Raw genomic sequence first — 18,955 nt, forward strand, 5'->3', positions numbered from 1 at the left:
TTGCCGAGTTGCTGTCCGGTGTCTGTTCCTGAACAGAATGGTGTCGGCTTCCGGCACGACGTCACAGGGAGGGGGAACCGTGCTGCGGATCACCGCAGCCGCCAAGGCGCTGCTGTTGGCGGTGTTCGCGCTGCTCTCCCTCACGGCCGCGACCGGCGACGCCGTCGCGGTGTCCGTGTCCGGCAACTCCGTGACCGCCGCCGACCCGGAGACGGCGCCGCCGGTGGTCGCGGGAGGTTCCTGCTCGGCCCCGCTCCCCGAGGGCGAAACGCACCCGGGCCACGTACGCCGGGCCCACCGGCCCGAGACGGTTGCCCCACAGACGACCGTCCGTACCGTCTGCACCCTGTCGTCCCCGCCCGCGGAACTCCCGCTGCGCTCCGCTGCGGCCGTCGCCGTGCCGTACTGCCACGCACCCTTCAGATCCGGGGACTTCCCCGTCGCCCTCCAAGTCTTCCGCTGCTGACACGGCCGTACGGGCCGATTCCGGACCCCGTGCACACCGATCCGTCATCTCGGCACTGTCATCGCTCTTGGAGGCGATCCCCCCATGCAGACCTTCATCGACCATGCCCGCTCCCTGGGGGAGCGGATAGCGGCCGGCGACGAGCAGCGCGAGTGGTTCGGGCGGCTGGCGGCCGGCCAGTCGCCGCAGGCGCTCTTCATCACCTGCTCCGACTCCCGCGTCGTCCCTTCCCTGATCACCGGCGCACGCCCCGGTGACCTCTTCGAGCTGCGCACGGCGGGCAACGCGGTGCCCCCCTACCGCGTGGACCGGCCCAGCGGCGAGGCCGCGACCATCGAGTACGCGGTGAGCGTGCTGCAAGTCCCCGACATCGTGGTCTGCGGGCACTCCCACTGCGGGGCGATCGGCGCGCGGGTGCGCGGTGAGGACCTCCGCGCCGTACCGGCGGTCGCCGGGTGGCTGAACAGCCAGCTGCCGGACGACCTGGGCGCACTCCGCTCGGACGCGGACGCGGACACCGGGGTGGCGGCGGCCGTCCAGCGCAACGTCCGGGAGCAGATGGACCGGCTGCGCGCCTACCCCTGTGTGGCCGAGCGCGTCGACGCCGGACAACTGAGGCTCCACGGCTGGTTCTACGCCGTGGACACCGGGCTCGTCCTGGCCCACCAGCCCGCCGCCGACGCCTTCCTTCCGCTGTGAGCGCCGGCGCGAACACCCTCGTCGAGGCCGTCAGGAACGGCCTCGCGCGGCGGGGCACGGGCGACCTCCGTGCCGATTTCACCGCCTCGCTCGTCGTCTTCCTGGTGGCGGTGCCGCTGTGCGTGGGCGTGGCCGTCGCCTCAGGGGTGCCCGCCGAACTCGGCCTCGTCACCGGCATCGTGGGCGGCCTCGTCACCGGACTGCTGCCCGGCAGCAGCCTCCAGGTCAGCGGACCCGCGGCCGGGATGACGGTGCTCGTGTACGAGGCCGTGCAGGAGTACGGGATCAGCGCACTCGGCGTCGTCGTGCTGGGCGCCGGAGTGCTCCAGCTCGCGATGGGCGCCCTCCGGCTGGGCCGGTGGTTCCGGGCGATCTCGATCGCGGTGGTGCAGGGCATGCTCGCCGGTATCGGCCTGGTGCTCATCGCCGGCCAGCTGTACGCGCTGGTCGACGCCGAGGCGCCCGCCGGCGGGCTCGCGAAGATCGGCGGCCTGCCGGGGCTGGCCTTCGACACCCTGGGGTCGGGCCCGGCCCTGGCGGCGTTCGCCATCGGGGCCGGCACGGTGGCGGTGCTGCTGCTGTGGCCGAGGATCCCGGCCGCGGCGCGCGTGCTGCCCGCCCCGCTCGCCGCGGTCGCACTCGCCACCGCGGCGGCGTTCGCCTTCGACGCGCCGGTCGCGCGGGTGGAGGTGCAGGGGCTGCTCGACGCCGTACAGCCGCCCGGCACGGGCGACTTCGCACGCCTCGCCGAGGTGGGCGTGCTGGGCACGGTGATCGCCTTCACCCTGATCGCGTCGGCCGAGAGCCTGTTCAGCGCGGCCGCGGTGGACCGGCTGCACGACGGTCCCAGGACCGACTACGACAAGGAGCTCGTCGCCCAGGGCGCGGGCAACACGGTGTGCGGGATGCTCGGCGCGCTGCCGATGACGGCGGTGATCGTCCGCAGCTCGGCCAACCTCCAGGCGGGGGCGCGCACCAAGGCGTCCCGGGTGCTGCACGGGGTGTGGCTGCTCGTCTTCGCCGCGGTGTTCCCGGCGGCCCTCGGCGTGATCCCGGTGGCGGCGCTGGCCGGTGTGCTGGTGCACGCGGGCTGGAAACTGATCCCGGTGAAGGAGTTCGCCCCGCTGTGGCGCGAACACCGCGGTGAGGCGGTGGTGCTGGGCGCCACGGCCCTGTCGATCGTGGTGACCAACATGTTCGAAGGGGTACTGATCGGCCTGCTGCTGGCGGTCGCGAAGACCGCGTGGGAGACGTCCCACGTCCACGTGGAGGTCTCCGGCGCCGACGGGACCGGGGACGACCCGGGGCCGCTGCGGGTCCGGGTACTGGGCAACGCGACCTTCCTGCGGCTGCCGAAACTCCTCGACGAGCTGGAGGCGCTGCCCCGCGACCGGGCGATCGAGCTGGACCTCACGGGCCTGCGCCACGTGGACCACGCGTGCGGTGCGGCACTGACGGCGTGGACGGACCGGCACAACGAGGAGGGGGTGAAAGCGGTGAAGGTCGCGGCCTGACCGCCGCGAGGCGCGGACCGGCCCCGGCCGGCACCGCCGGAACCGCGCTCACCCGCCCCGCCCCGCACGGAACGGTCCGTGCGGGGCGGGGCCGCCCGTACCCTCACCCCCTCACCGCCGTCGCGGTCTCGAGCGCAGCCCGTGCCCTTCTCGGCCGCCGGCCCGGCCTCCACGCCCTCGGGCGTACGGACGTATGCCTTCGGCGCCTCGGCCCGCCGCGGGACCGGCCGCATGAACGTCGTGGCGCGGGTCCGGCTAGCCCGGGGCGATACGGCTGAGGTGCTCCCAGGACCGGTACAGATCCGTTTGGGCCCGGCCCATCTCCATGACGTGGTCGAAGGACTGGCTGCCGACGATCAGCCGCCGGGGCGGGTCCGGCAGTGCGGCCAGCTCCATGATGACCGGAGCGGCGGTGTCCGGCTCCGGGGCGACGGCGTCGCCCCACATCGCCTCCATCTCGGTGCGCAGGGGCTGGTACTGCGCCAGAGGTTCGGTGGTCGTGGTGCCGGTGGTGAACAGGCCGGTGTTGTAGCCGCCCATCTGCACGATGGTGACCTTGACGCCGAACCCCTCGACCTCCATCGCCAGTGCCTCGCTGACCGAGTCCAGCGCGGCCTTGCCCGCGCCGTAGAAGCCGACGGTGGCCATGCCGCCGCCGCTGCCCATCGAGGTGACCTGGAGGAGCCGTCCCCCGCCCTGGGCGCGCAGGTGGGGAAGGACCGCCTGAGCCACCCACACGGCGCCGAAGAAGTTCACATCCATATGCGCCCGGATCTGCTCCTCCGTGGCTTCCTCCACCATGCCGTAGAGCATCCCCCCGGCGTTGTTGACGACGACGTCCAGCCTGCCGAACGCGGCAGCCGCCCGCTTTACCCCGTCGAACACGGCCCGGCGGTCGGTGACATCCAGCGGAAGCGGGACCAGGTGGCCGGGGTACTTCCCGGTCAGTTCCTCCAGGGGTTCGACGTTGCGGGCAGCGGCCACCACGCGGTCGCCGCCCGCCAAGGCGGCCTCGGCGAAAGCCCTGCCCAGGCCGCGGGATGCGCCGGTGATGAGCCAGACTCGTGCGTTCGCCATGATGTCCCACCTCAGTAAACGAAACGGCTCGTATCGATTCGTTGCAAACCTAGGGCATCGCTTCTGGTTTTCGCAATACGGATCGTCTCGTTTTCTTTCGGGGCTAGACTGAGCGCATGTCCAACGAGAAGGGGCCGGACCACTCCCGGCGCAAGGAACGGTCCCGGCAGGCAATCCTCGCGGCCACCCGCGCCCTGGTCGCAGAGGAGGCGTACGAGAAGGTCACCGTCGAAGCCATCGCCGCCCGTGCCGGCGTCGGCAAGCAGACGATCTACCGGCGGTGGCCGTCGAAGAGCGCAGTCGTCTTCGCTGCCCTTCTGGCGCTGAGCGAGGATGCGGACGGGCAGTCGGTCGCCCTGCCGGACACGGGCGACCTCGAAGCCGACCTCAAGCTCGTCATGCGTGCCACGGCGGAGGAGTTCGCCGACCCGGCCTTCGACAGGCTGATCCGGGCCCTCAACACCGAGATCGCCAACGATGCCGCGCTGGCGGCCGAGTACCGGCAGAAGCTGGCCCAGCCGCTGGAAGAGGCGAAGAAGGCGCGCTTGCGCAGCGCCCAGGAGGCCGGCCAGCTCGACGCCGACGCCGATCTCGACCTGGCCCTCGAAGTGCTCTACGCCCCCCTCTTCCAGCGGTGGCTGCACCGCAGCGGTCCGCTGACCGCCGCATACGCCGACTCGCTTGTCGACGCGACCCTCAGGGCTTTCGGCCCCTGAACAGGAAAGGCCACCCCCGCGCCGGCCCTGGCGGCCGGCCCCGCCCCGACGAGGCGCTCGCTCATCGGCCGCCGGCCCGCACCGAGCGCTCGCACCAGCTCCGCCAGGTGCTCCTCGGCGGGCATGCCCGGGCTCGAGCCCGCCAGGACGTCCTCGCGTACGGCCCCCCACTGCTTACCGCTCAGCAGCCGCGCCCCGGGAGTCGGGCCGGCGATGCGAGGGCGCGGCGGGAACGTGGCCACCGGCCCGCCGGGCGGCGCCGGGTCCGCCCGGCGGGCGGGCTCTCACGACCGTGGCGCGCAGCCGCTTCTCCGCCACCATGCGGGCTTCGGGCACCTGCCGGCCGGCGCCGGCACCCCGGGCAGCGGCACCCGGTGACGGTGTGGTCAGTCCACCGCCTGGCTGGACAGCGCCGCCGGCCCCCCGGTGTGCGTCCACGCCGGGCTCCGTACCGCCAACGCCAGGGCGGTGCGGAGCCCGGAAGTGCGCCTCGGCGGATCGCTGCCGGCCGCAGTGGCCGCCGGGGCGGCCGCCGTCACGCACCGCGGAGAACGGTCAGCCGTGCCAGGACCGCCACAGCGCCGCGTACGCCCCGCCGGCCGCCACCAGTTCGTCGTGGCTGCCCAGTTCGCTGATCCGGCCGTTCTCCACCACCGCGATCACGTCCGCGTCGTGCGCGGTGTGCAGCCGGTGCGCGATCGCCACGACCGTACGCCCGTCCAGCACCCGCGCCAGCGACCGCTCCAGATGCCGCGCGGCCCGCGGGTCGAGCAGGGACGTCGCCTCGTCGAGCACCAGGGTGTGCGGGTCGGCGAGCACCAGCCGGGCCAGCGCGATCTGCTGCGCCTGCGCCGGGGTGAGCGCGTGGCCGCCCGAGCCGACCTCGGTGTCCAGGGCGTCGTCCAGCGCCCGCGCCCAGCCGTCCGCGTCGACCGCGCCGAGCGCCGCCCACAGCTCCGCGTCGTCCGCGCCCGTGCGGGCCAGCAGCAGGTTGTCGCGCAGGGAGCCCACGAAGACGTGGTGCTCCTGGTTGACCAGTGCCACGTGCGTACGCACCCGCTCGGCCGGCATCCGTGACAACTCGGCCCCGCCGAGCGTCACTTCGCCCGTACGCGGCGCGTAGATCCCGGCGAGCAGCCGCCCCAGCGTGGACTTGCCGGCGCCCGAAGGACCGACCAGGGCCATCCGCGTGCCGGGCGCCACGTCCAGCGTCACCTCGTGCAGCACGTCGACGTCCGCCCGGTACCCGAAACGCACCGCGTCGGCCCGCACCGCACGCCCGTCGGGCACGACCTCCGGGTCACCCGCGTCCGGCTCGATCTCCCGTACGCCGACGAGCCGGGCCAGCGACACCTGGGCGACCTGGAGTTCGTCGTACCAGCGCAGGATCAGGTTGACCGGGTCGACGAGCATCTGCGCGAGCAGGGCGCCCGTGGTCAGCTGGCCGACACTGATCCAGCCCTCCAGGACGAAGACGCCACCGATCACCAGCACCGAGCACAGGATCGTCATGTGCGTGACGCTGATGACGGGGAAGAGCACCGACCGCAGCCACAACGTGTACCGTTCCCACGCCGTCCACTGACTGATCCGCTGCTCGGAGAGCGCCACCCGGCGGTCGCCGAGGCGGTGGGCCTCGATGGTCCGCCCGGCGTCCACCGTCTCGGCGAGCATCGCCGCGACCGCCGCGTAGCCCGCCGCCTCCGAGCGGTACGCCGAGGGCGCCCGCCTGAAGTACCAGCGGCAGCCGACGACCAGGACCGGAACGGCCACCAGCACGGCCAGCGCCAGGGGCGGCGCGGTGACGGTCAGGCCGCCGATCAGCAGCCCCGCCCACACCACACCGATGGCGAGCTGCGGCACGGCCTCGCGCATCGCGTTCGCCAGCCGGTCGATGTCGGTGGTGATGCGCGACAGCAGATCGCCGGTGCCCGCCCGCTCCAGCACGCCCGGCGGCAGGCCGACCGACCGCACGAGGAAGTCCTCGCGCAGGTCGGCCAGCATCTCCTCGCCGAGCATCGCGGCCCGCAGCCGCATCTGCCGGGTGAAGAGGGTCTGGACGACGAGCGCGATCGCGAACACCGCTGCCGTGCGCTCCAGACGGAGCTCGCGCGCCCCGTTCGCCAGGTCCTCGACGAGCGAACCCAGCAGGTAGGGGCCCACCATCGAGGCGACGACCGCGACCGCGTTGAACGACACGAGCACGGCGAACGCCCCGCGGTGCCGTCTCATCAGCTCGCGCACATAGGTCCGTACGGTCGCGGGACCGCCGACGGGCAGGGTCGTCGCCGACTCCGGTGCCGCCGGGTCGTACGCCGGTGGCGCCACGCCGATCATGCCGATTCCTCAATCTCTTGGAGTTCCCGTGTCCGGGTGGCCGCGGTGCCCGCGGTGTTCCCGTCGCGCTCGTCGTGTTCGTGGTGTTCGTCGTCGGGTTCGCGGGTGACGACCGCGCGGTAGCGCGGGTCGGTGCGCAGCAGCTCGCGGTGCGCGCCCACCGCGGCGACCTCGCCCTCATGGACGAGCACCACCCGGTCGGCCCGGTCGAGCAGCAGCGGCGACGACGCGAAGACGACGGTCGTACGTCCCGTACGCAGCTCCTTCACGCCCGCCGCCACCCGCGCCTCGGTGTGCGAGTCGACCGCCGAGGTCGGCTCGTCCAGGACGAGCACCTCGGGGTCGGTCACCAGCGAGCGGGCCAGCGCCAGGCGCTGGCGCTGGCCCCCGGAGAGCGAACGCCCGCGCTCCGTGATCCGGGTGCGCATCGGGTCGCCCGTGCTGTCCGCCGACGCCTGGGCGAGCGCGGCCAGTACGTCGCCGCACTGCGCCGCGTCCAGCGCGTCCGCCGCGGTCACCTTCCCCGAAGCCGGTACGTCGAGCAGCTCGCCCAGCGTGCCGGAGAGCAGCACCGGGTCCTTGTCCTGGACCAGGACGGCGCCCCGCGCGGTGATCAGCGGCAGGTCGTCGAGCGCCACCCCGCCCAGCAGCGCCGACGGGGGCTTCTCCTCGTCGGTGTCCGAGGTGGCGTGACCGCCGAGGCGCTCCGCGAGCAGGCCCGCCAGGTCGGGATCGCCGCACACCACGGCGGTGAACCGGCCGGCGGGTGCGAGGAGCCCGGTGGCCGGGTCGTACAGGTCACCGCCCGGGGCCAGGTCACCGCCCGGGGCCTCCTGACCGCCGGAAGCAGCCGTGTCGTCCGGAACGCAGGCCGTGCGCTCCAGTGAGAGCACCCGCACGGCCCGCTTGGCGGAAGGCCGTGAGAAGGAGTACGCCATGGCGATCTCCTCCACGTGCCGCAGAGGGTAGAGCAGCAGCGTCACCGCGCTGTAGACGGTGACCAGTTCGCCGACCGCGATCCGCCCGTCGAGGGAGAGCCTCGCGCCGTACAGCACGACCGTGATCAGCAGCAGGCCCGGCAGCAGCACCTGGATCGCGGAGATCAGCGACCACATGCGGGCGCTGAGCACGGCGGCCTTGCGGACCTCCTGCGAGGCGCTGCGGTAGCGGTCGAGGAACAGGTCCTCGCCGCCGATGCCGCGCAGTACGCGCAGGCCCGCGACGGTGTCGGACGCCAGCTCGGTGGCCTTGCCGGCCTTCTCGCGCTGGACGTCGGCCCGCCGGGTCGCCTTCGGCAGCAACGGCAGGACGGCCAGGGCCAGTACGGGCACCCCGATCGCCACGACGATGCCGAGCGCGGGCTGGTAGACGAGCAGGCCCACGCAGACGGCGACGAGCGCGAGGGCGGCGGCCGCGAAGCGCGAGAGCGCCTCGACGAACCAGCCGATCTTCTCGACGTCGCCCGTGGAGACCGCGACGACCTCGCCCGCCGCGACCCGGCGGGTCAGCGCCGAGCCCAGCTCCGCGGTCTTGCGGGCCAGCAGCTGCTGCACCCGCGCGGCGGCGGTGATCCAGTTGGTGACGGCGGTCCTGTGCAGCATGGTGTCGCCGAGGGCCACCGCCACGCCGAGCAGCGCGATCAGCCCGGCGGCGAGCGCCAGCCGGCCGCCGGATCTGTCGACCACGGCCTGCACGGCGAGGCCCACGCCCAGCGGCAGACCGGCGACGCCGCACTGGTGCAGCAGGCCCCAGGAGAGGGACTTCAGCTGCCCGCCGAGCTGGTTCCGCCCGAGCCAGTAGAGGAATCGGGGCCCGGACCGGACGTCGGGGACGCCCGGATCGGGATATGGAAGATCGCGAATCTGCATGATGTCCCACGGCTCGGTGCGGCTGGATGAAACCGTGCAAGGCTCGCTTTTTTCCACCGGAAAACGCAATCGATTTATGGGCGCCGAGGCACAGAACACGCCAAGATCGAACACCGGGCTCTGGTGCTCCGGGCCGTCCCACGCTTCACTCCTGACGCATGAGAAGACGACCTGGAGTCATGCGCGTGCTCGCCGGTCTGGTCCTGGCCGCGGGAACGGTGTTCGGGGCGGGCCAGGCCGGAGCGGCCACCGCCGGGGACGGGCCGCCCGCCGAGTTCGGCCGGGACTGGCACGATCCCGTCACCGCGGCGCCGCCCGTCGAGGCCCCCGGCGGCCGGTCCTGCGAAGTGACGGTCGCGCGGGCCCAGTTCCGCGACTTCACGCCGTACACAGGCGGGTACGCGCCCCCCAGGGGCTGCGGCGACCGCTGGAGCAAGGTGGTGCTCCGGCTCGAAGGCAAGGTGGCGGGGCGGCAGTACGACCGCCTCGGGTACCTCCGCATCGGCGGGGTCGAAGTGCTCCGCACCTCCACCCCGCAGCCCTCGCCCGAAGGCATCACCTGGTCCGTGGAGAAGGACGTCACGCGCTACAGCGACACGTTCCGCCGCGAGCAGCCCGTCGAGATGCTCATCGGCAATGTCGTCAATGAGACGTACACCGGCGTCATCGACGTCAGCGTGACCCTGACCTTCTACGCCGCCGAGGGACGCGCGAAGCGGGCCGACACCGTCCCCGACCGCGTCCTCACCCTCGACGGGGACTCCCTCACCACCCCGCGCAACTCCGAGCGGATCCTCGCCGAGGTGTACGCGACCGGCTCGGGCGGCGGCTGCGAGGAGTACTGGTACCTGTCCGTCCCCGAGGGGGCGCCGTACTCCTGCAAGGCGCCGGACGGCCCCTACCGCGAGGTGCAGATCAAGGTCGACGGACGGCTCGCGGGAATCGCCGCCCCGTTCCCGACGGTCTGGACGGGCGGCTGGTCCAACCCCTTCCTCTGGTACGTGGTTCCCGGCCCGCGCGCTTTCGACGTCAAGCCGGTCCAGTACGACCTGACCCCCTTCGCCGGCCGGCTCAACGACGGCCGCCCGCACCGCGTCGAGGTGTCCGTCGTCGGCGTCCCCGAGGGGCAGAGCGGCTGGAGCACCCCCGTCAACGTGCTGGTCTGGCAGGACGAGGGGAGCGACGTCGTCACGGGGGAGCTGACCCGGCACCGCAGCGGCGCGCCGGCCGGCTCCACGGCGTACACGGCGGGTCCGGAGCACCGGCTCACCGCCGGGGCCGGCCACCGGCTCACCGTCTCCGGTCATGTGAACACCTCGCACGGCCGCGTCGTCACCACCGTCGACCGCACCCTCGCCCACACCTCCGTCCACCGCTGGACCGACGGCGAGGACTTGGACGCGCTCAAGGGCGAGTGGACGGACCGCGAGACCGTCACCACCGACGGCCGCGGCCCGGCCACCACCGTGCGCGCCCACCGCACGTACACGATGGACGGTACGACGACGCTCGGCGCCGGCGACCGGCTGCGCACCGTGCTCGCGCTCGGCGACCGCGCCGACACTTCCGCCGAGCGGGGCGGCGAGCGGGTGTCCTGGTCGCGGCTGGACGACGCGTACGAGGGCGACGCGACGTACACCGCGAACGTCCCCCGCGAGGACCGGCACGCGGTCGGCACGTCGAGCGAGCGCTACCGGCTGTACGGGACGGACGGCTGCTACGACCGGAGCCTGAAGACGGTCCAGGGGGCGGTGACGGAGGACCGGCTGCGCTGCTGAGGAGCGGGGCCCGGCCCCGCGCGGCCCGGGCCCCGCTCGCCCGACGGGCCCGGGCCCCGCTCGTCCGGCACCCGGCGGAGGCGGGTCAGCAGAGGCGCTCCGGCATTCCGTCGACCAGCGCGGACAGCAGGCCGCCCAGCACCTCGCGCTGCTCGGTGGTCAAGGGGGCCAGGATGTCCTCCGCGGCGTCGCGGCGCGCGCTGCGCAGCGATCTGAGGGTGGCGCGGCCGGTGTCGGTGAGCTCGATCCTTATCACCCGGCGGTTGGTGGGGTCGGGCACGCGGCGCACCCGGCCGCTCGCCTCCAGGCCGTCGACGAGGGTGGTCACCGCGCGGGGGACCACGTCCAGGCGCTTGGCCAGGTCGGCCATCCGCGGCGGCGGCTCGTGGTGGAGGTCGTAGTGCGAGACCGTGCGGAGCAGACGTGACTGGGCGGGAGTGATGCCGATCGGCTCCATCTGCTGACGCTGGATCCGGTGCAGCCTGCGCGTCAGCCGGAGCAGCTGCTCGGCCAGCAGGCCGTCGGCGTCCGAGGCGACGTCGGGGGTGATGCCGGAGTCGGCGTCGGAGGGGCTCATGCCGGGAACAATATCAGGACCTTGTGCATTGTGAGTAGAGGTAACAATGAGCTAGGCTCTGAAATCTCCGTTCTCTCATCCGCGCGAAGGGGCCCATGCATCCCGATCAGCCCACGTGGACACCCCCGGCCCGCGATCCCGCCGAACCGGAGGAGCCCGCGCAGGTACGCCGCATCCTCCGGCTGTTCCGCCCGTACCGGGGCCGGCTGGCCCTCGTCGGCCTGCTCGTGGCGGCCTCCTCCCTCGTCTCCGTCGCCTCTCCGTTCCTGCTCAGGGAGATCCTCGACACCGCCATCCCGCAGGGGCGCACCGGGCTGCTGAGCCTGCTCGCCGCCGGCATGATCCTGACCGCCGTGGTGACGAGCGTCTTCGGCGTGCTGCAGACCCTGATCTCCACGACGGTCGGCCAGCGCGTCATGCACGACCTGCGCACCGCCGTCTACGCCCAGTTGCAGCGCATGCCGCTCGCCTTCTTCACCAGGACCCGCACCGGCGAGGTGCAGTCCCGTATCGCCAACGACATCGGCGGCATGCAGGCGACGGTGACCTCCACCGCCACCTCGCTGGTCTCCAACCTCACCTCGGTCGTGGCCACGGTCGTCGCCATGCTGGCGCTCGACTGGCGGCTGACCGTCGTCTCGCTGCTCCTGCTGCCGGTCTTCGTGTGGATCAGCCGCCGGGTCGGCCGCGAGCGCAAGAAGATCACCACGCAGCGGCAGAAACAGATGGCCTCCATGGCCGCCACCGTCACCGAGTCGCTGTCGGTCAGCGGCATCCTGCTCGGCCGCACCATGGGCCGCGCCGACTCGCTCACCCGGGCCTTCGCCGACGAGTCCGAGCGGCTCGTCGACCTCGAAGTGCGCTCCAACATGGCGGGGCGCTGGCGGATGTCCACCATCGGCATCGTCATGGCCGCCATGCCCGCCGTCATCTACTGGGTCGCCGGCCTGGCCATGCAGGCCGGCGGGGCGGCCGTCTCCCTCGGTACGCTCGTCGCCTTCGTCTCGCTCCAGCAGGGCCTCTTCCGGCCGGCCGTGAGCCTCCTGTCGACCGGCGTGCAGATGCAGACCTCGCTCGCGCTCTTCCAGCGGATCTTCGAGTACCTCGACCTGCCGGTGGACATCACGGAGCCCGAGAAGCCGGTCCACCTGGAGGAGATCCGAGGTGAAGTGCGCTTCGAGGACGTCGCCTTCGCCTACGACGAGAAGAACGGCCCCACGCTCACCGGTATCGACGTCACGGTCCCGGCCGGCGGCAGCCTGGCCGTCGTCGGACCCACGGGATCGGGCAAGAGCACCCTCAGCTATCTGGTGCCCCGGCTGTACGACGTGACGGACGGCGGCGTCACCCTCGACGGCGTCGACGTGCGCGACCTGGACTTCGACACGCTGGCCCGCGCCGTCGGCGTGGTCTCCCAGGAGACGTACCTCTTCCACGCCTCCGTCGCCGAGAACCTGCGCTTCGCCAAGCCCGACGCGACCGACGAAGAGCTGCGCGCGGCCGCCGAGGCGGCGCAGATCCACGATCACATCGCCTCACTGCCCGACGGGTACGACACCCTGGTCGGCGAGCGGGGGTACCGCTTCTCCGGCGGCGAGAAGCAGCGCCTGGCGATCGCCCGGACCATCCTGCGCGACCCGCCGGTGCTCATCCTCGACGAGGCGACGAGCGCGCTCGACACCCGTACCGAGCACGCCGTGCAGCAGGCCATCGACGCGCTCTCGGCGGGCCGTACGACCATCACCATCGCGCACCGGCTCTCCACGGTCAGGGACGCCGACCAGATCGTCGTTCTCGACGGCGGGAGAACCGTCGAGCGCGGCACCCACGAGGAGCTGCTCGCCCAGAACGGCCGGTACGCGGCCCTGGTGCGCAGAGACGCCCAGCTGTCGCCCGCCACCTGACCCCCTGCGGCGGCAGCGCGGGAACGCGGCAGCGCCGCCCCTCCCCTGGGACGGGGGAGAAGCGGCGCCGGGCGAGACCCCGGTCAGCCCAGCCGGCCCAGGAAGTGGAAGACGCCGGCGAGAAGGCCGGTGATGAGGTTCATGATCTCGGGTTTTCCTTGGTGCTCTGTTCTCTGTATCGGCGGGACATGCGCGGTCGAGGTCTGCAGCCCGTCGCTTGCGCACCGTAAGCATCATGCGACGCAGGGGAGTTGGGCGATGGAATGCGGTACGACGACGCGTTCGGACGAACACCCGATCCCCTGTTCGTGTGTTCGTGCCGCCCATGGCGGGCTGTTCGCCGCCTCCGGGTTCCCCGGAACACCGCGTCGGCCGGGTTAGCGTGCCCGCATGGAGAACGAGTCCACACGGAAACGGTCCGCGAGCAGCCCCCCTCTGACGCGCCGCGGGCGACTGCTCCTGATCGTGGGTGCGGCCGCCGCGGTGGTGGCGGCCGCGGTCCTGGTGCCGCTGATGCTGCTCACGGAGGAGGAGCGCGAGCCGCGCACCCTCCTGATCCCGGAGGGACTGCGGTCCTCCCAGGTGTACGCGGCGGTCGACAAGGCCCTCGGTGTCGCCCCGGGGACCACCGCGAAGGCGGCGGGCACGGCAGACCTGAAGCTGCCGGCCGAGGCCGGGGGGAACCCGGAGGGCTACCTCTTCCCGGCCACGTACCCGATCGACGAGGAGACGACGCCGGCGAGTCTGCTCTCGTACATGGTGAACACGGCGAACAGGAACTTCGGGTCGGCACCCGCGACGTACCGGAACGTCGTCGTCGCCAGCATCGTGCAGGCCGAGGCCGACACGGTGGAGGACATGGGGAAGGCCGCACGCGTCATCGACAACCGGCTGGCGCAGGGCATGCCGCTCCAGATGGACTCGACGCTCAACTACGCGCTGAACCGCTCGACCCTCGACACCACTCACGCGGACACGAAGATCGACACCCCGTACAACACGTACGAGCACACCGGCCTGCCGCCCACACCGATCGGCAACCCGGGCCGGCAGGCGATGGACGCGGTGCTCGACCCGCCGCCGGGGGACTGGCTCTACTTCGTCACGGTCGCGCCGGGGGACACACGCTTCACCGGCGACTACGCGGAGCAGCGGAAGAACGTCGAGGAGTTCAACGCGCACCGCAAGGAAGCGGGCAAGCCCGTCGGCTGACGCCTCACCCGCCTCACCCGCCTCATCCCCCTCACCCGCCGGCCATGACCGGGCCGGCTCCCACCGGGTCGGCCCCCACCGGGTCGGCTCCCACCGGGCCGGCTCCCACCGGGTCCGTCCCCACCGGGGCCGCCCGCCGTTCCAGCAGCCGCACGATCCCGCGCACGGCGGCCCGGCCCGCCCGGTTGGCCCCGATGGTGCTGGCCGAGGGCCCGTAGCCCACCAGGTGGATCCGCTCGTCGTGCGTCGCCCGCGTGCCCTCCACGCGGATGCCGCCGCCCGGCTCGCGCAGCTTGAGCGGCGCCAGGTGGTCGACCGCGGCACGGAACCCGGTCGCCCACAGGACGACGTCGGCGTCGACCGTCCGCCCGTCGGCCCAGGCCACCCCGTTCGGCGTCATCCTGTCGAACATCGGCAGCCGGTCCAGCACGCCCTCCGCGCGGGCCCGTGCGACGGCCTCGGTCACCGGCAGCCCGGTCACCGACACGACGCTCTGCGGCGGCAGTCCGCGCCGTACCCGCTCGTCGACGAGCGCGACGGCGGCCCGTCCCTGTTCCTCGCCGAAGGGACCCTCGCGGAAGACCGGCGGCCGTCGCGTCACCCATGTGGTCTGCGCGGCGACCCCGGCGATCTCCATCAGGTGCTGCACGCCGGACGTCCCGCCGCCCACGACCACCACCCGCTGTCCGGCGAACTCCTGCGGTCCCGGGTAGTCCGCCGTGTGCAGCTGCCGCCCGCGGAAGGTCTCCTGGCCGGGGTAGCGGGGCCAGAAGGGCCGGTCCCACGTGCCCGTCGCATTGATCAGGGCGCGCGCGGACCACACACCCTCCGACGTCTCGACGCGCAGCCGCCCGCCCGCGCCCTCGCGCACCGCCGACACGCCGACCGGCCGGCGCACACGCAGTCCGAAGGTCCGCTCGTACCTCGCGAAGTACTCTCCGACGACCTCGGAGGAGGGCCGGCTGTCGTCGGCGCCCGTCAGCTCCATGCCCGGCAGCGCGTGCATGCCGTGGACCTTGCCGTACGTCAGGGTGGGCCACCGGAACTGCCACGCGCCGCCCGGGTGCGGGGAGTGGTCGAGCACGACGAAGTCGCGGCCGGGTTCGAGGCCCGCGCGCCGCAGGTGGTAGGCGCTGGACAGGCCGGCCTGCCCGGCGCCGATCACGACCACGTCGACGTCCGTGACCGCTCCTCCGTCCCGCACCCCAATGTTGTTCATGTTTCTACTAACGAGGCCGGTGGTGCGGATCTTCCCCACCCCACGTAATTCCCGCCGATGCGGGTACGGTGCCGGAATGACCACCGCCACGTACGTGTACCGGGTGGACGCGCCCGCGGGAAGCGCCGGCTGGCACCCGCTGGGTGAGCGCTACCGGGGAACCGTCACCACCGCCACCCAGCCCGAGGACGCCGAATTCGTCGCCGCGGTGGTGGTGCGTGACCTTGCGGCGGAGTGGGACCACGAGGGGTCGGGGGTCCACCACGTACGGATCTGCGTATGGCGCGACGCGGAGGGCGTGGGCCCGGAGGACGCCGAATGCACGGTGGAGGTCCAGCCGGACCTGGACACCCTGCCGGGCGCGTAGTCCCGTGCATGATGGAGGCATGTCCGACGTCTTCACCACCCGCATCCTGAACATCGCCACCGGCTCGGACGAGACCGTGGCCGACCTGACGCAGGAGTGCGAACAGTTCCTCCGGCAGGCGGCGCGGGGCAGGGACGGCTTGCTCAACATCTTCGTCCCGCACGCGACGGCCGGTGTCGCGATCCTCGAAACGGGCGCCGGCAGCGACACCGACCTCCTCGCCGCGCTGCACACCCTGCTCCCCGCCGACGACCGCTGGCAACACCGCCACGGCAGCCCGGGCCACGGCCGCGACCACGTGCTCCCCGCCCTCGTGCCCCCGCACGCGACGCTGCCGGTGGTCGGCGGCCGGCTGGAACTGGGCACCTGGCAGTCCGTCTGCCTGGTCGACACCAACAAGGACAACCCGGAGCGCCAGGTGCGGCTGAGCTTCCTGGGCTGACCGGGCCGGTCAAGATCGCCCTCGGTGTGGGAGCGGGATCTCCTCCCGCTCCCACGAACGGGAGAAGGACGCGGTACGACCATGGGCGATGCCGAACGGCCGTGCGATGGCCACGGAAAGCGCCTGCTCGGAGTCCGCCGGCTCTCACGGGTCAAGGCCGCCACGACCTCGCCGGAGCGGCAGCGGAAGGACGTGCCGACGGCTGCCGCGGCCGTCGGCGGGCACCTCGTCGACTGGGCGGACGGCTGGGAAGTGTCGGGTGCCACCGACCCGATGACCGACCGGAGCCCGGTCCGTGGCTTCGCGGCTCCGGGACGAGCGGGGCGAGTACGAAGGGCTCGTCGCCGTGGCCGTCGGCCGACTCTGCCGCAGCGTGGTCGACTGCCTGAACACCGGCTACAGGATGCGAGGCGAGGGAAAGCTCCTTGCCGGCTACGCCACGAAGGCTTCCGGAACCCGGACGACCCGGACGACTCGGACGACGAGGACCGCTTCACGATGGGGGCGTGGGGCGCGCAGACGGAACTGTGAGCCATTCAGCGGCCGGCCGTGTCCCGGCCGATCCTGAAAACGTGTCGCCCAGCAACGAGGCCGCTCGCCTCGACCGGCTCGGGGAGCCGGCGCCGGTCGACCACCTCGCGGTCATGTACGGCAAGCCGGCGGCCGGCCGACCCTGGTACCCCACGAGTCTGCGCAGCACGCTGCTGTCCGAGGCGGCCACGGCTACTCGTCCACCAGGGCAAGCCTGTCATCCATCGGTCAGGGAAACCGGCGCGTCTGTGCGAGGGGCTGTGGAACCGCACCACGTTCCATGCGCTGAAGCAGGTTCTCCGCGCCCGCGATGCCCCGTTCCGGGGCCGCGTGTCCAACCGGCCGTACCTTCTGACGGAAGTGGCCGTGTGCGGCCAGTGCCACAGCCGGCTCTTCACCCGGACGTCCGCCGAAGCCCCGCCTCGTTGTCCCGCGCCGCCCGGAACAACGCGTCCGACGACGCTCAGTGGTACCGCGGGCGGTACAGCTCGACTGCTGCCCACAGACGCCCACAGGCAGCCGGTGCCCGGTCGGTGACCGCTCCGAAGGTCCGTGCCGGACCTCCAGGAACGGCCGGCGCAGGCCCAGGGCCCGCGCCGGTTCCGGGCTGGAACGGTCTGCGCGGGTGTCAGACGGGCAGCGCGTGCAGTTTCTTGCCGTGCAGGGCGAACACGTGCTTCCCGTCCGTGGCCACCAGCCACGTGTGATAGTCACCGGTCTTGTCGTTGAACGTCCAGCGCACGGCACCGGTCTTCGCGTCGATGGCTATCACGCCACCCCGCTCGTCCAGGTCTGTGGCCGCGTACAGGACATCGCCCACCTTCACGTACTGCCGCGGTACCGTGAGGTTCGCGTCGGCGAGCGCCGTCGACTGCCAGATCTCCTTGCCCGTACGGGGGTCGAGGGCACGCATCGTGCGGTCGCTGTCGGCGATGTAGAGCACGTCGTCCAGGACGGCCGGCTCCTTGAAAGCGACGTAGCTCTCGGCGGTCTTCACCGACCACTTCGCCGAGCCGTCGACCAGGCCGAAAGCCAGAAGATCCGGACCCTGCGGAACGATCACCAGATCCTTGTACACGGCGAAGAAGCCGTAGTTGGTCTTGGTGGTCTTGTGCGTCCACACCTGCTTGCCGGTGGCGGTGTCGCGCACCGTCAGGTTCTTCTTGAAGTCGGTGTACACGAGGTGGCGACCGTCGGCATGGGCGTGGATACCGTTCTGCTCGGTGCCGAAGTCGCGCTGTTCCTTCCACGCCACTCTGCCCGTACTGCTGTTCAGCGCGGCGATCACGTTGGTCCTGGACGAGCCGTCGGCCTCCTGGATCTCGGCGATGACGTACACCTGGTCGTCGTCCACCGCGATCGGTCTGGGTTGCCGGTAGTCCTTGCCCAGGTGGCTTCGCCAGGTCTGCTTGCCCGAGGCCGGGTCGTAGCCGGCGACGGTGCCGTCGTATGCAGCGCTGGCCAGGTACAGCGTGCCGCTGCCGAGCAGCATCGGAGCCCCGGGGGTCGCGCCGTCCTCCAGCGACCACTGCTCCTTGCCCGACGCCGCGTCCAGCGCGACCAGTGGAGCACCGCTGGCGATCACCACACCGCCCGCGGCCACGAGCTCGTCGTTGTCGCCGTAGGTCTGGGCGGATGTCGTCTTCGTCCACAGCGGCTCAGGAGCCTGGCCCTCCTTACCGGCGCCGCCCCCGGCCGGCTTGTCTCCGCCGACCGGCTCGGACCCCCCGGACCCCCCGGAGCCGCCGGCATCGGAGCCGTCCTCACGACAACCGGCCACACCCGCGGTCAGCACGGCCAGCGTGAGACCGCCGCCGGCCAGCCGTAGCGCACGCCGCCGGGAGAACCTGTCCCCCGGCATGCCGTCTCGTCGCATGGTCATGTCGCCGTACCCCCGTGGAGTCGTCAGAGCAGAAAGGTGCAGGGTCGGCGCCGCACGGACGTGCGACCCCGAGGTCAGGAACGCTATCCGTCACTGCACGCCACAGGGGACGGCCGGGTCTCAACCGCGACAGCTTCGTGAACCAATCGGGACACCACACGGGGGCTGCGGCCCCGGTCGTCGTCAGCGCGCCTTGGTGTCACCCCGGCGTCCGTTCCCGTGCACGTTCGCTGATCCGACGCATGCCACCGCCGTGTTGCCCACCGCATGCTGCTGCCTCTCGGGGCAGCACGTGGTCGGTGGCTGTGACTTCGCTCCGGTGATCGGCGTACGCACGGCAGGGGTCGAAGTACGGTCGGGCTGTCC

General features: G+C 72.4%; 15 protein-coding genes. 9 read left to right on the top strand and 6 right to left on the bottom strand.

Translation table 11 applies throughout. The features are described from left to right. Window positions 1-79: 79 nt before the first annotated feature. The 3 genes from ACWD0Y_RS10740 (at window position 80) to ACWD0Y_RS10750 (ending at window position 2,679) form a co-directional block, all read left to right on the top strand. Window positions 80-466 carry a hypothetical protein gene (locus ACWD0Y_RS10740; RefSeq protein ID WP_450260021.1) on the top strand — a complete coding sequence of 129 codons (387 nt, stop codon included), beginning with the start codon at window positions 80-82 and terminating at the stop codon, window positions 464-466. A gap of 84 nt (window positions 467-550) precedes the next feature. Beyond that, window positions 551-1,165 carry a carbonic anhydrase gene (locus tag ACWD0Y_RS10745; protein ID WP_450260022.1) on the top strand — a complete coding sequence of 205 codons (615 nt, stop codon included), beginning with the start codon at window positions 551-553 and terminating at the stop codon, window positions 1,163-1,165. A 104-nt stretch (window positions 1,166-1,269) separates the two neighbouring features. Then, the gene (locus ACWD0Y_RS10750; RefSeq protein ID WP_450260072.1) at window positions 1,270-2,679 is read left to right on the top strand and encodes a SulP family inorganic anion transporter; all 1,410 of its coding nucleotides are present in this window, start codon (window positions 1,270-1,272) and stop codon (window positions 2,677-2,679) included. A gap of 255 nt (window positions 2,680-2,934) precedes the next feature. On the opposite strand, the gene ACWD0Y_RS10755 is transcribed toward ACWD0Y_RS10750, so the two are convergent. After that, the gene (locus tag ACWD0Y_RS10755; RefSeq protein ID WP_450260023.1) at window positions 2,935-3,756 is read right to left on the bottom strand and encodes an SDR family NAD(P)-dependent oxidoreductase; all 822 of its coding nucleotides are present in this window, start codon (window positions 3,754-3,756) and stop codon (window positions 2,935-2,937) included. Between the two features lie 116 nt (window positions 3,757-3,872). Here ACWD0Y_RS10755 and ACWD0Y_RS10760 point away from each other — a divergent pair, with 116 nt between their 5' ends. Next, the gene (locus ACWD0Y_RS10760) at window positions 3,873-4,472 is read left to right on the top strand and encodes a TetR/AcrR family transcriptional regulator (protein ID WP_450260024.1); all 600 of its coding nucleotides are present in this window, start codon (window positions 3,873-3,875) and stop codon (window positions 4,470-4,472) included. A gap of 555 nt (window positions 4,473-5,027) precedes the next feature. Here the strand turns inward: ACWD0Y_RS10760 and ACWD0Y_RS10765 are convergent. Together ACWD0Y_RS10765 and ACWD0Y_RS10770 are read right to left on the bottom strand one after the other, a co-directional pair. Then, window positions 5,028-6,809, bottom strand: coding sequence for an ABC transporter ATP-binding protein (locus ACWD0Y_RS10765; RefSeq protein ID WP_450260025.1), 1,782 nt, complete (start codon window positions 6,807-6,809; stop codon window positions 5,028-5,030). Continuing rightward, the gene (locus tag ACWD0Y_RS10770; RefSeq protein ID WP_450260026.1) at window positions 6,806-8,677 is read right to left on the bottom strand and encodes an ABC transporter transmembrane domain-containing protein; all 1,872 of its coding nucleotides are present in this window, start codon (window positions 8,675-8,677) and stop codon (window positions 6,806-6,808) included. Before ACWD0Y_RS10770 ends, ACWD0Y_RS10765 begins: the two co-directional genes overlap by 4 nt. A gap of 158 nt (window positions 8,678-8,835) precedes the next feature. Here ACWD0Y_RS10770 and ACWD0Y_RS10775 point away from each other — a divergent pair, with 158 nt between their 5' ends. Then, on the top strand, window positions 8,836-10,455 hold the full coding sequence (locus tag ACWD0Y_RS10775; protein ID WP_450260027.1) for a peptide-N4-asparagine amidase: 1,620 nt from the start codon (window positions 8,836-8,838) through the stop codon (window positions 10,453-10,455). Window positions 10,456-10,540: 85 nt separating this feature from the next. Here the strand turns inward: ACWD0Y_RS10775 and ACWD0Y_RS10780 are convergent, their stop codons facing one another. After that, a complete protein-coding gene (locus tag ACWD0Y_RS10780) occupies window positions 10,541-11,032 on the bottom strand; it encodes a MarR family winged helix-turn-helix transcriptional regulator (RefSeq protein ID WP_450260028.1) in 492 nt (163 codons plus the stop codon). Between the two features lie 95 nt (window positions 11,033-11,127). Between ACWD0Y_RS10780 and ACWD0Y_RS10785 the strand changes: the two genes are divergently transcribed. Next, complete coding sequence (locus ACWD0Y_RS10785; protein ID WP_450260029.1) at window positions 11,128-12,936, top strand: ABC transporter ATP-binding protein; 1,809 nt, start codon at window positions 11,128-11,130, stop codon at window positions 12,934-12,936. Window positions 12,937-13,326: 390 nt separating this feature from the next. After that, complete coding sequence (mltG, locus tag ACWD0Y_RS10790) at window positions 13,327-14,148, top strand: endolytic transglycosylase MltG (protein ID WP_450260030.1); 822 nt, start codon at window positions 13,327-13,329, stop codon at window positions 14,146-14,148. Window positions 14,149-14,179: 31 nt separating this feature from the next. Here mltG and ACWD0Y_RS10795 read toward each other — a convergent pair whose 3' ends face one another. Beyond that, entirely contained in the window at window positions 14,180-15,367 is a 1,188-nt protein-coding gene (locus ACWD0Y_RS10795; RefSeq protein ID WP_450260031.1) for an NAD(P)-binding domain-containing protein, read from the bottom strand. Between the two features lie 76 nt (window positions 15,368-15,443). On the opposite strand from ACWD0Y_RS10795, the gene ACWD0Y_RS10800 reads away from it, so the two are divergent. Both ACWD0Y_RS10800 and ACWD0Y_RS10805 read left to right on the top strand, forming a co-directional pair. Next, window positions 15,444-15,734 carry a hypothetical protein gene (locus ACWD0Y_RS10800; RefSeq protein ID WP_093802260.1) on the top strand — a complete coding sequence of 97 codons (291 nt, stop codon included), beginning with the start codon at window positions 15,444-15,446 and terminating at the stop codon, window positions 15,732-15,734. Between the two features lie 19 nt (window positions 15,735-15,753). Then, window positions 15,754-16,176 (top strand): secondary thiamine-phosphate synthase enzyme YjbQ, encoded by a 423-nt coding sequence (locus ACWD0Y_RS10805; protein WP_093802261.1) that lies wholly within the window; start codon window positions 15,754-15,756, stop codon window positions 16,174-16,176. 1,159 nt (window positions 16,177-17,335) lie between these two features. Here the strand turns inward: ACWD0Y_RS10805 and ACWD0Y_RS10810 are convergent. Then, complete coding sequence (locus ACWD0Y_RS10810; RefSeq protein WP_450260032.1) at window positions 17,336-18,589, bottom strand: outer membrane protein assembly factor BamB family protein; 1,254 nt, start codon at window positions 18,587-18,589, stop codon at window positions 17,336-17,338. Between the last annotated feature and the right edge of the window lie 366 nt (window positions 18,590-18,955).

The organism is Streptomyces altiplanensis (assembly GCF_053591575.1).

Coding starts and splice junctions, on each gene's coding strand:
- ACWD0Y_RS10745 (WP_450260022.1), top strand. CDS start 551: ATGCAGACCTTCATCGACCATGCCCGCTCCCTGGGGGAGCGGATAGCG.
- ACWD0Y_RS10755 (WP_450260023.1), bottom strand. CDS start 3,756: ATGGCGAACGCACGAGTCTGGCTCATCACCGGCGCATCCCGCGGCCTG.
- ACWD0Y_RS10760 (WP_450260024.1), top strand. CDS start 3,873: ATGTCCAACGAGAAGGGGCCGGACCACTCCCGGCGCAAGGAACGGTCC.
- ACWD0Y_RS10765 (WP_450260025.1), bottom strand. CDS start 6,809: ATGATCGGCGTGGCGCCACCGGCGTACGACCCGGCGGCACCGGAGTCG.
- ACWD0Y_RS10770 (WP_450260026.1), bottom strand. CDS start 8,677: ATGCAGATTCGCGATCTTCCATATCCCGATCCGGGCGTCCCCGACGTC.
- ACWD0Y_RS10775 (WP_450260027.1), top strand. CDS start 8,836: ATGAGAAGACGACCTGGAGTCATGCGCGTGCTCGCCGGTCTGGTCCTG.
- ACWD0Y_RS10780 (WP_450260028.1), bottom strand. CDS start 11,032: ATGAGCCCCTCCGACGCCGACTCCGGCATCACCCCCGACGTCGCCTCG.
- ACWD0Y_RS10785 (WP_450260029.1), top strand. CDS start 11,128: ATGCATCCCGATCAGCCCACGTGGACACCCCCGGCCCGCGATCCCGCC.
- mltG (WP_450260030.1), top strand. CDS start 13,327: ATGGAGAACGAGTCCACACGGAAACGGTCCGCGAGCAGCCCCCCTCTG.
- ACWD0Y_RS10795 (WP_450260031.1), bottom strand. CDS start 15,367: ATGAACAACATTGGGGTGCGGGACGGAGGAGCGGTCACGGACGTCGAC.
- ACWD0Y_RS10800 (WP_093802260.1), top strand. CDS start 15,444: ATGACCACCGCCACGTACGTGTACCGGGTGGACGCGCCCGCGGGAAGC.
- ACWD0Y_RS10805 (WP_093802261.1), top strand. CDS start 15,754: ATGTCCGACGTCTTCACCACCCGCATCCTGAACATCGCCACCGGCTCG.
- ACWD0Y_RS10810 (WP_450260032.1), bottom strand. CDS start 18,589: ATGACCATGCGACGAGACGGCATGCCGGGGGACAGGTTCTCCCGGCGG.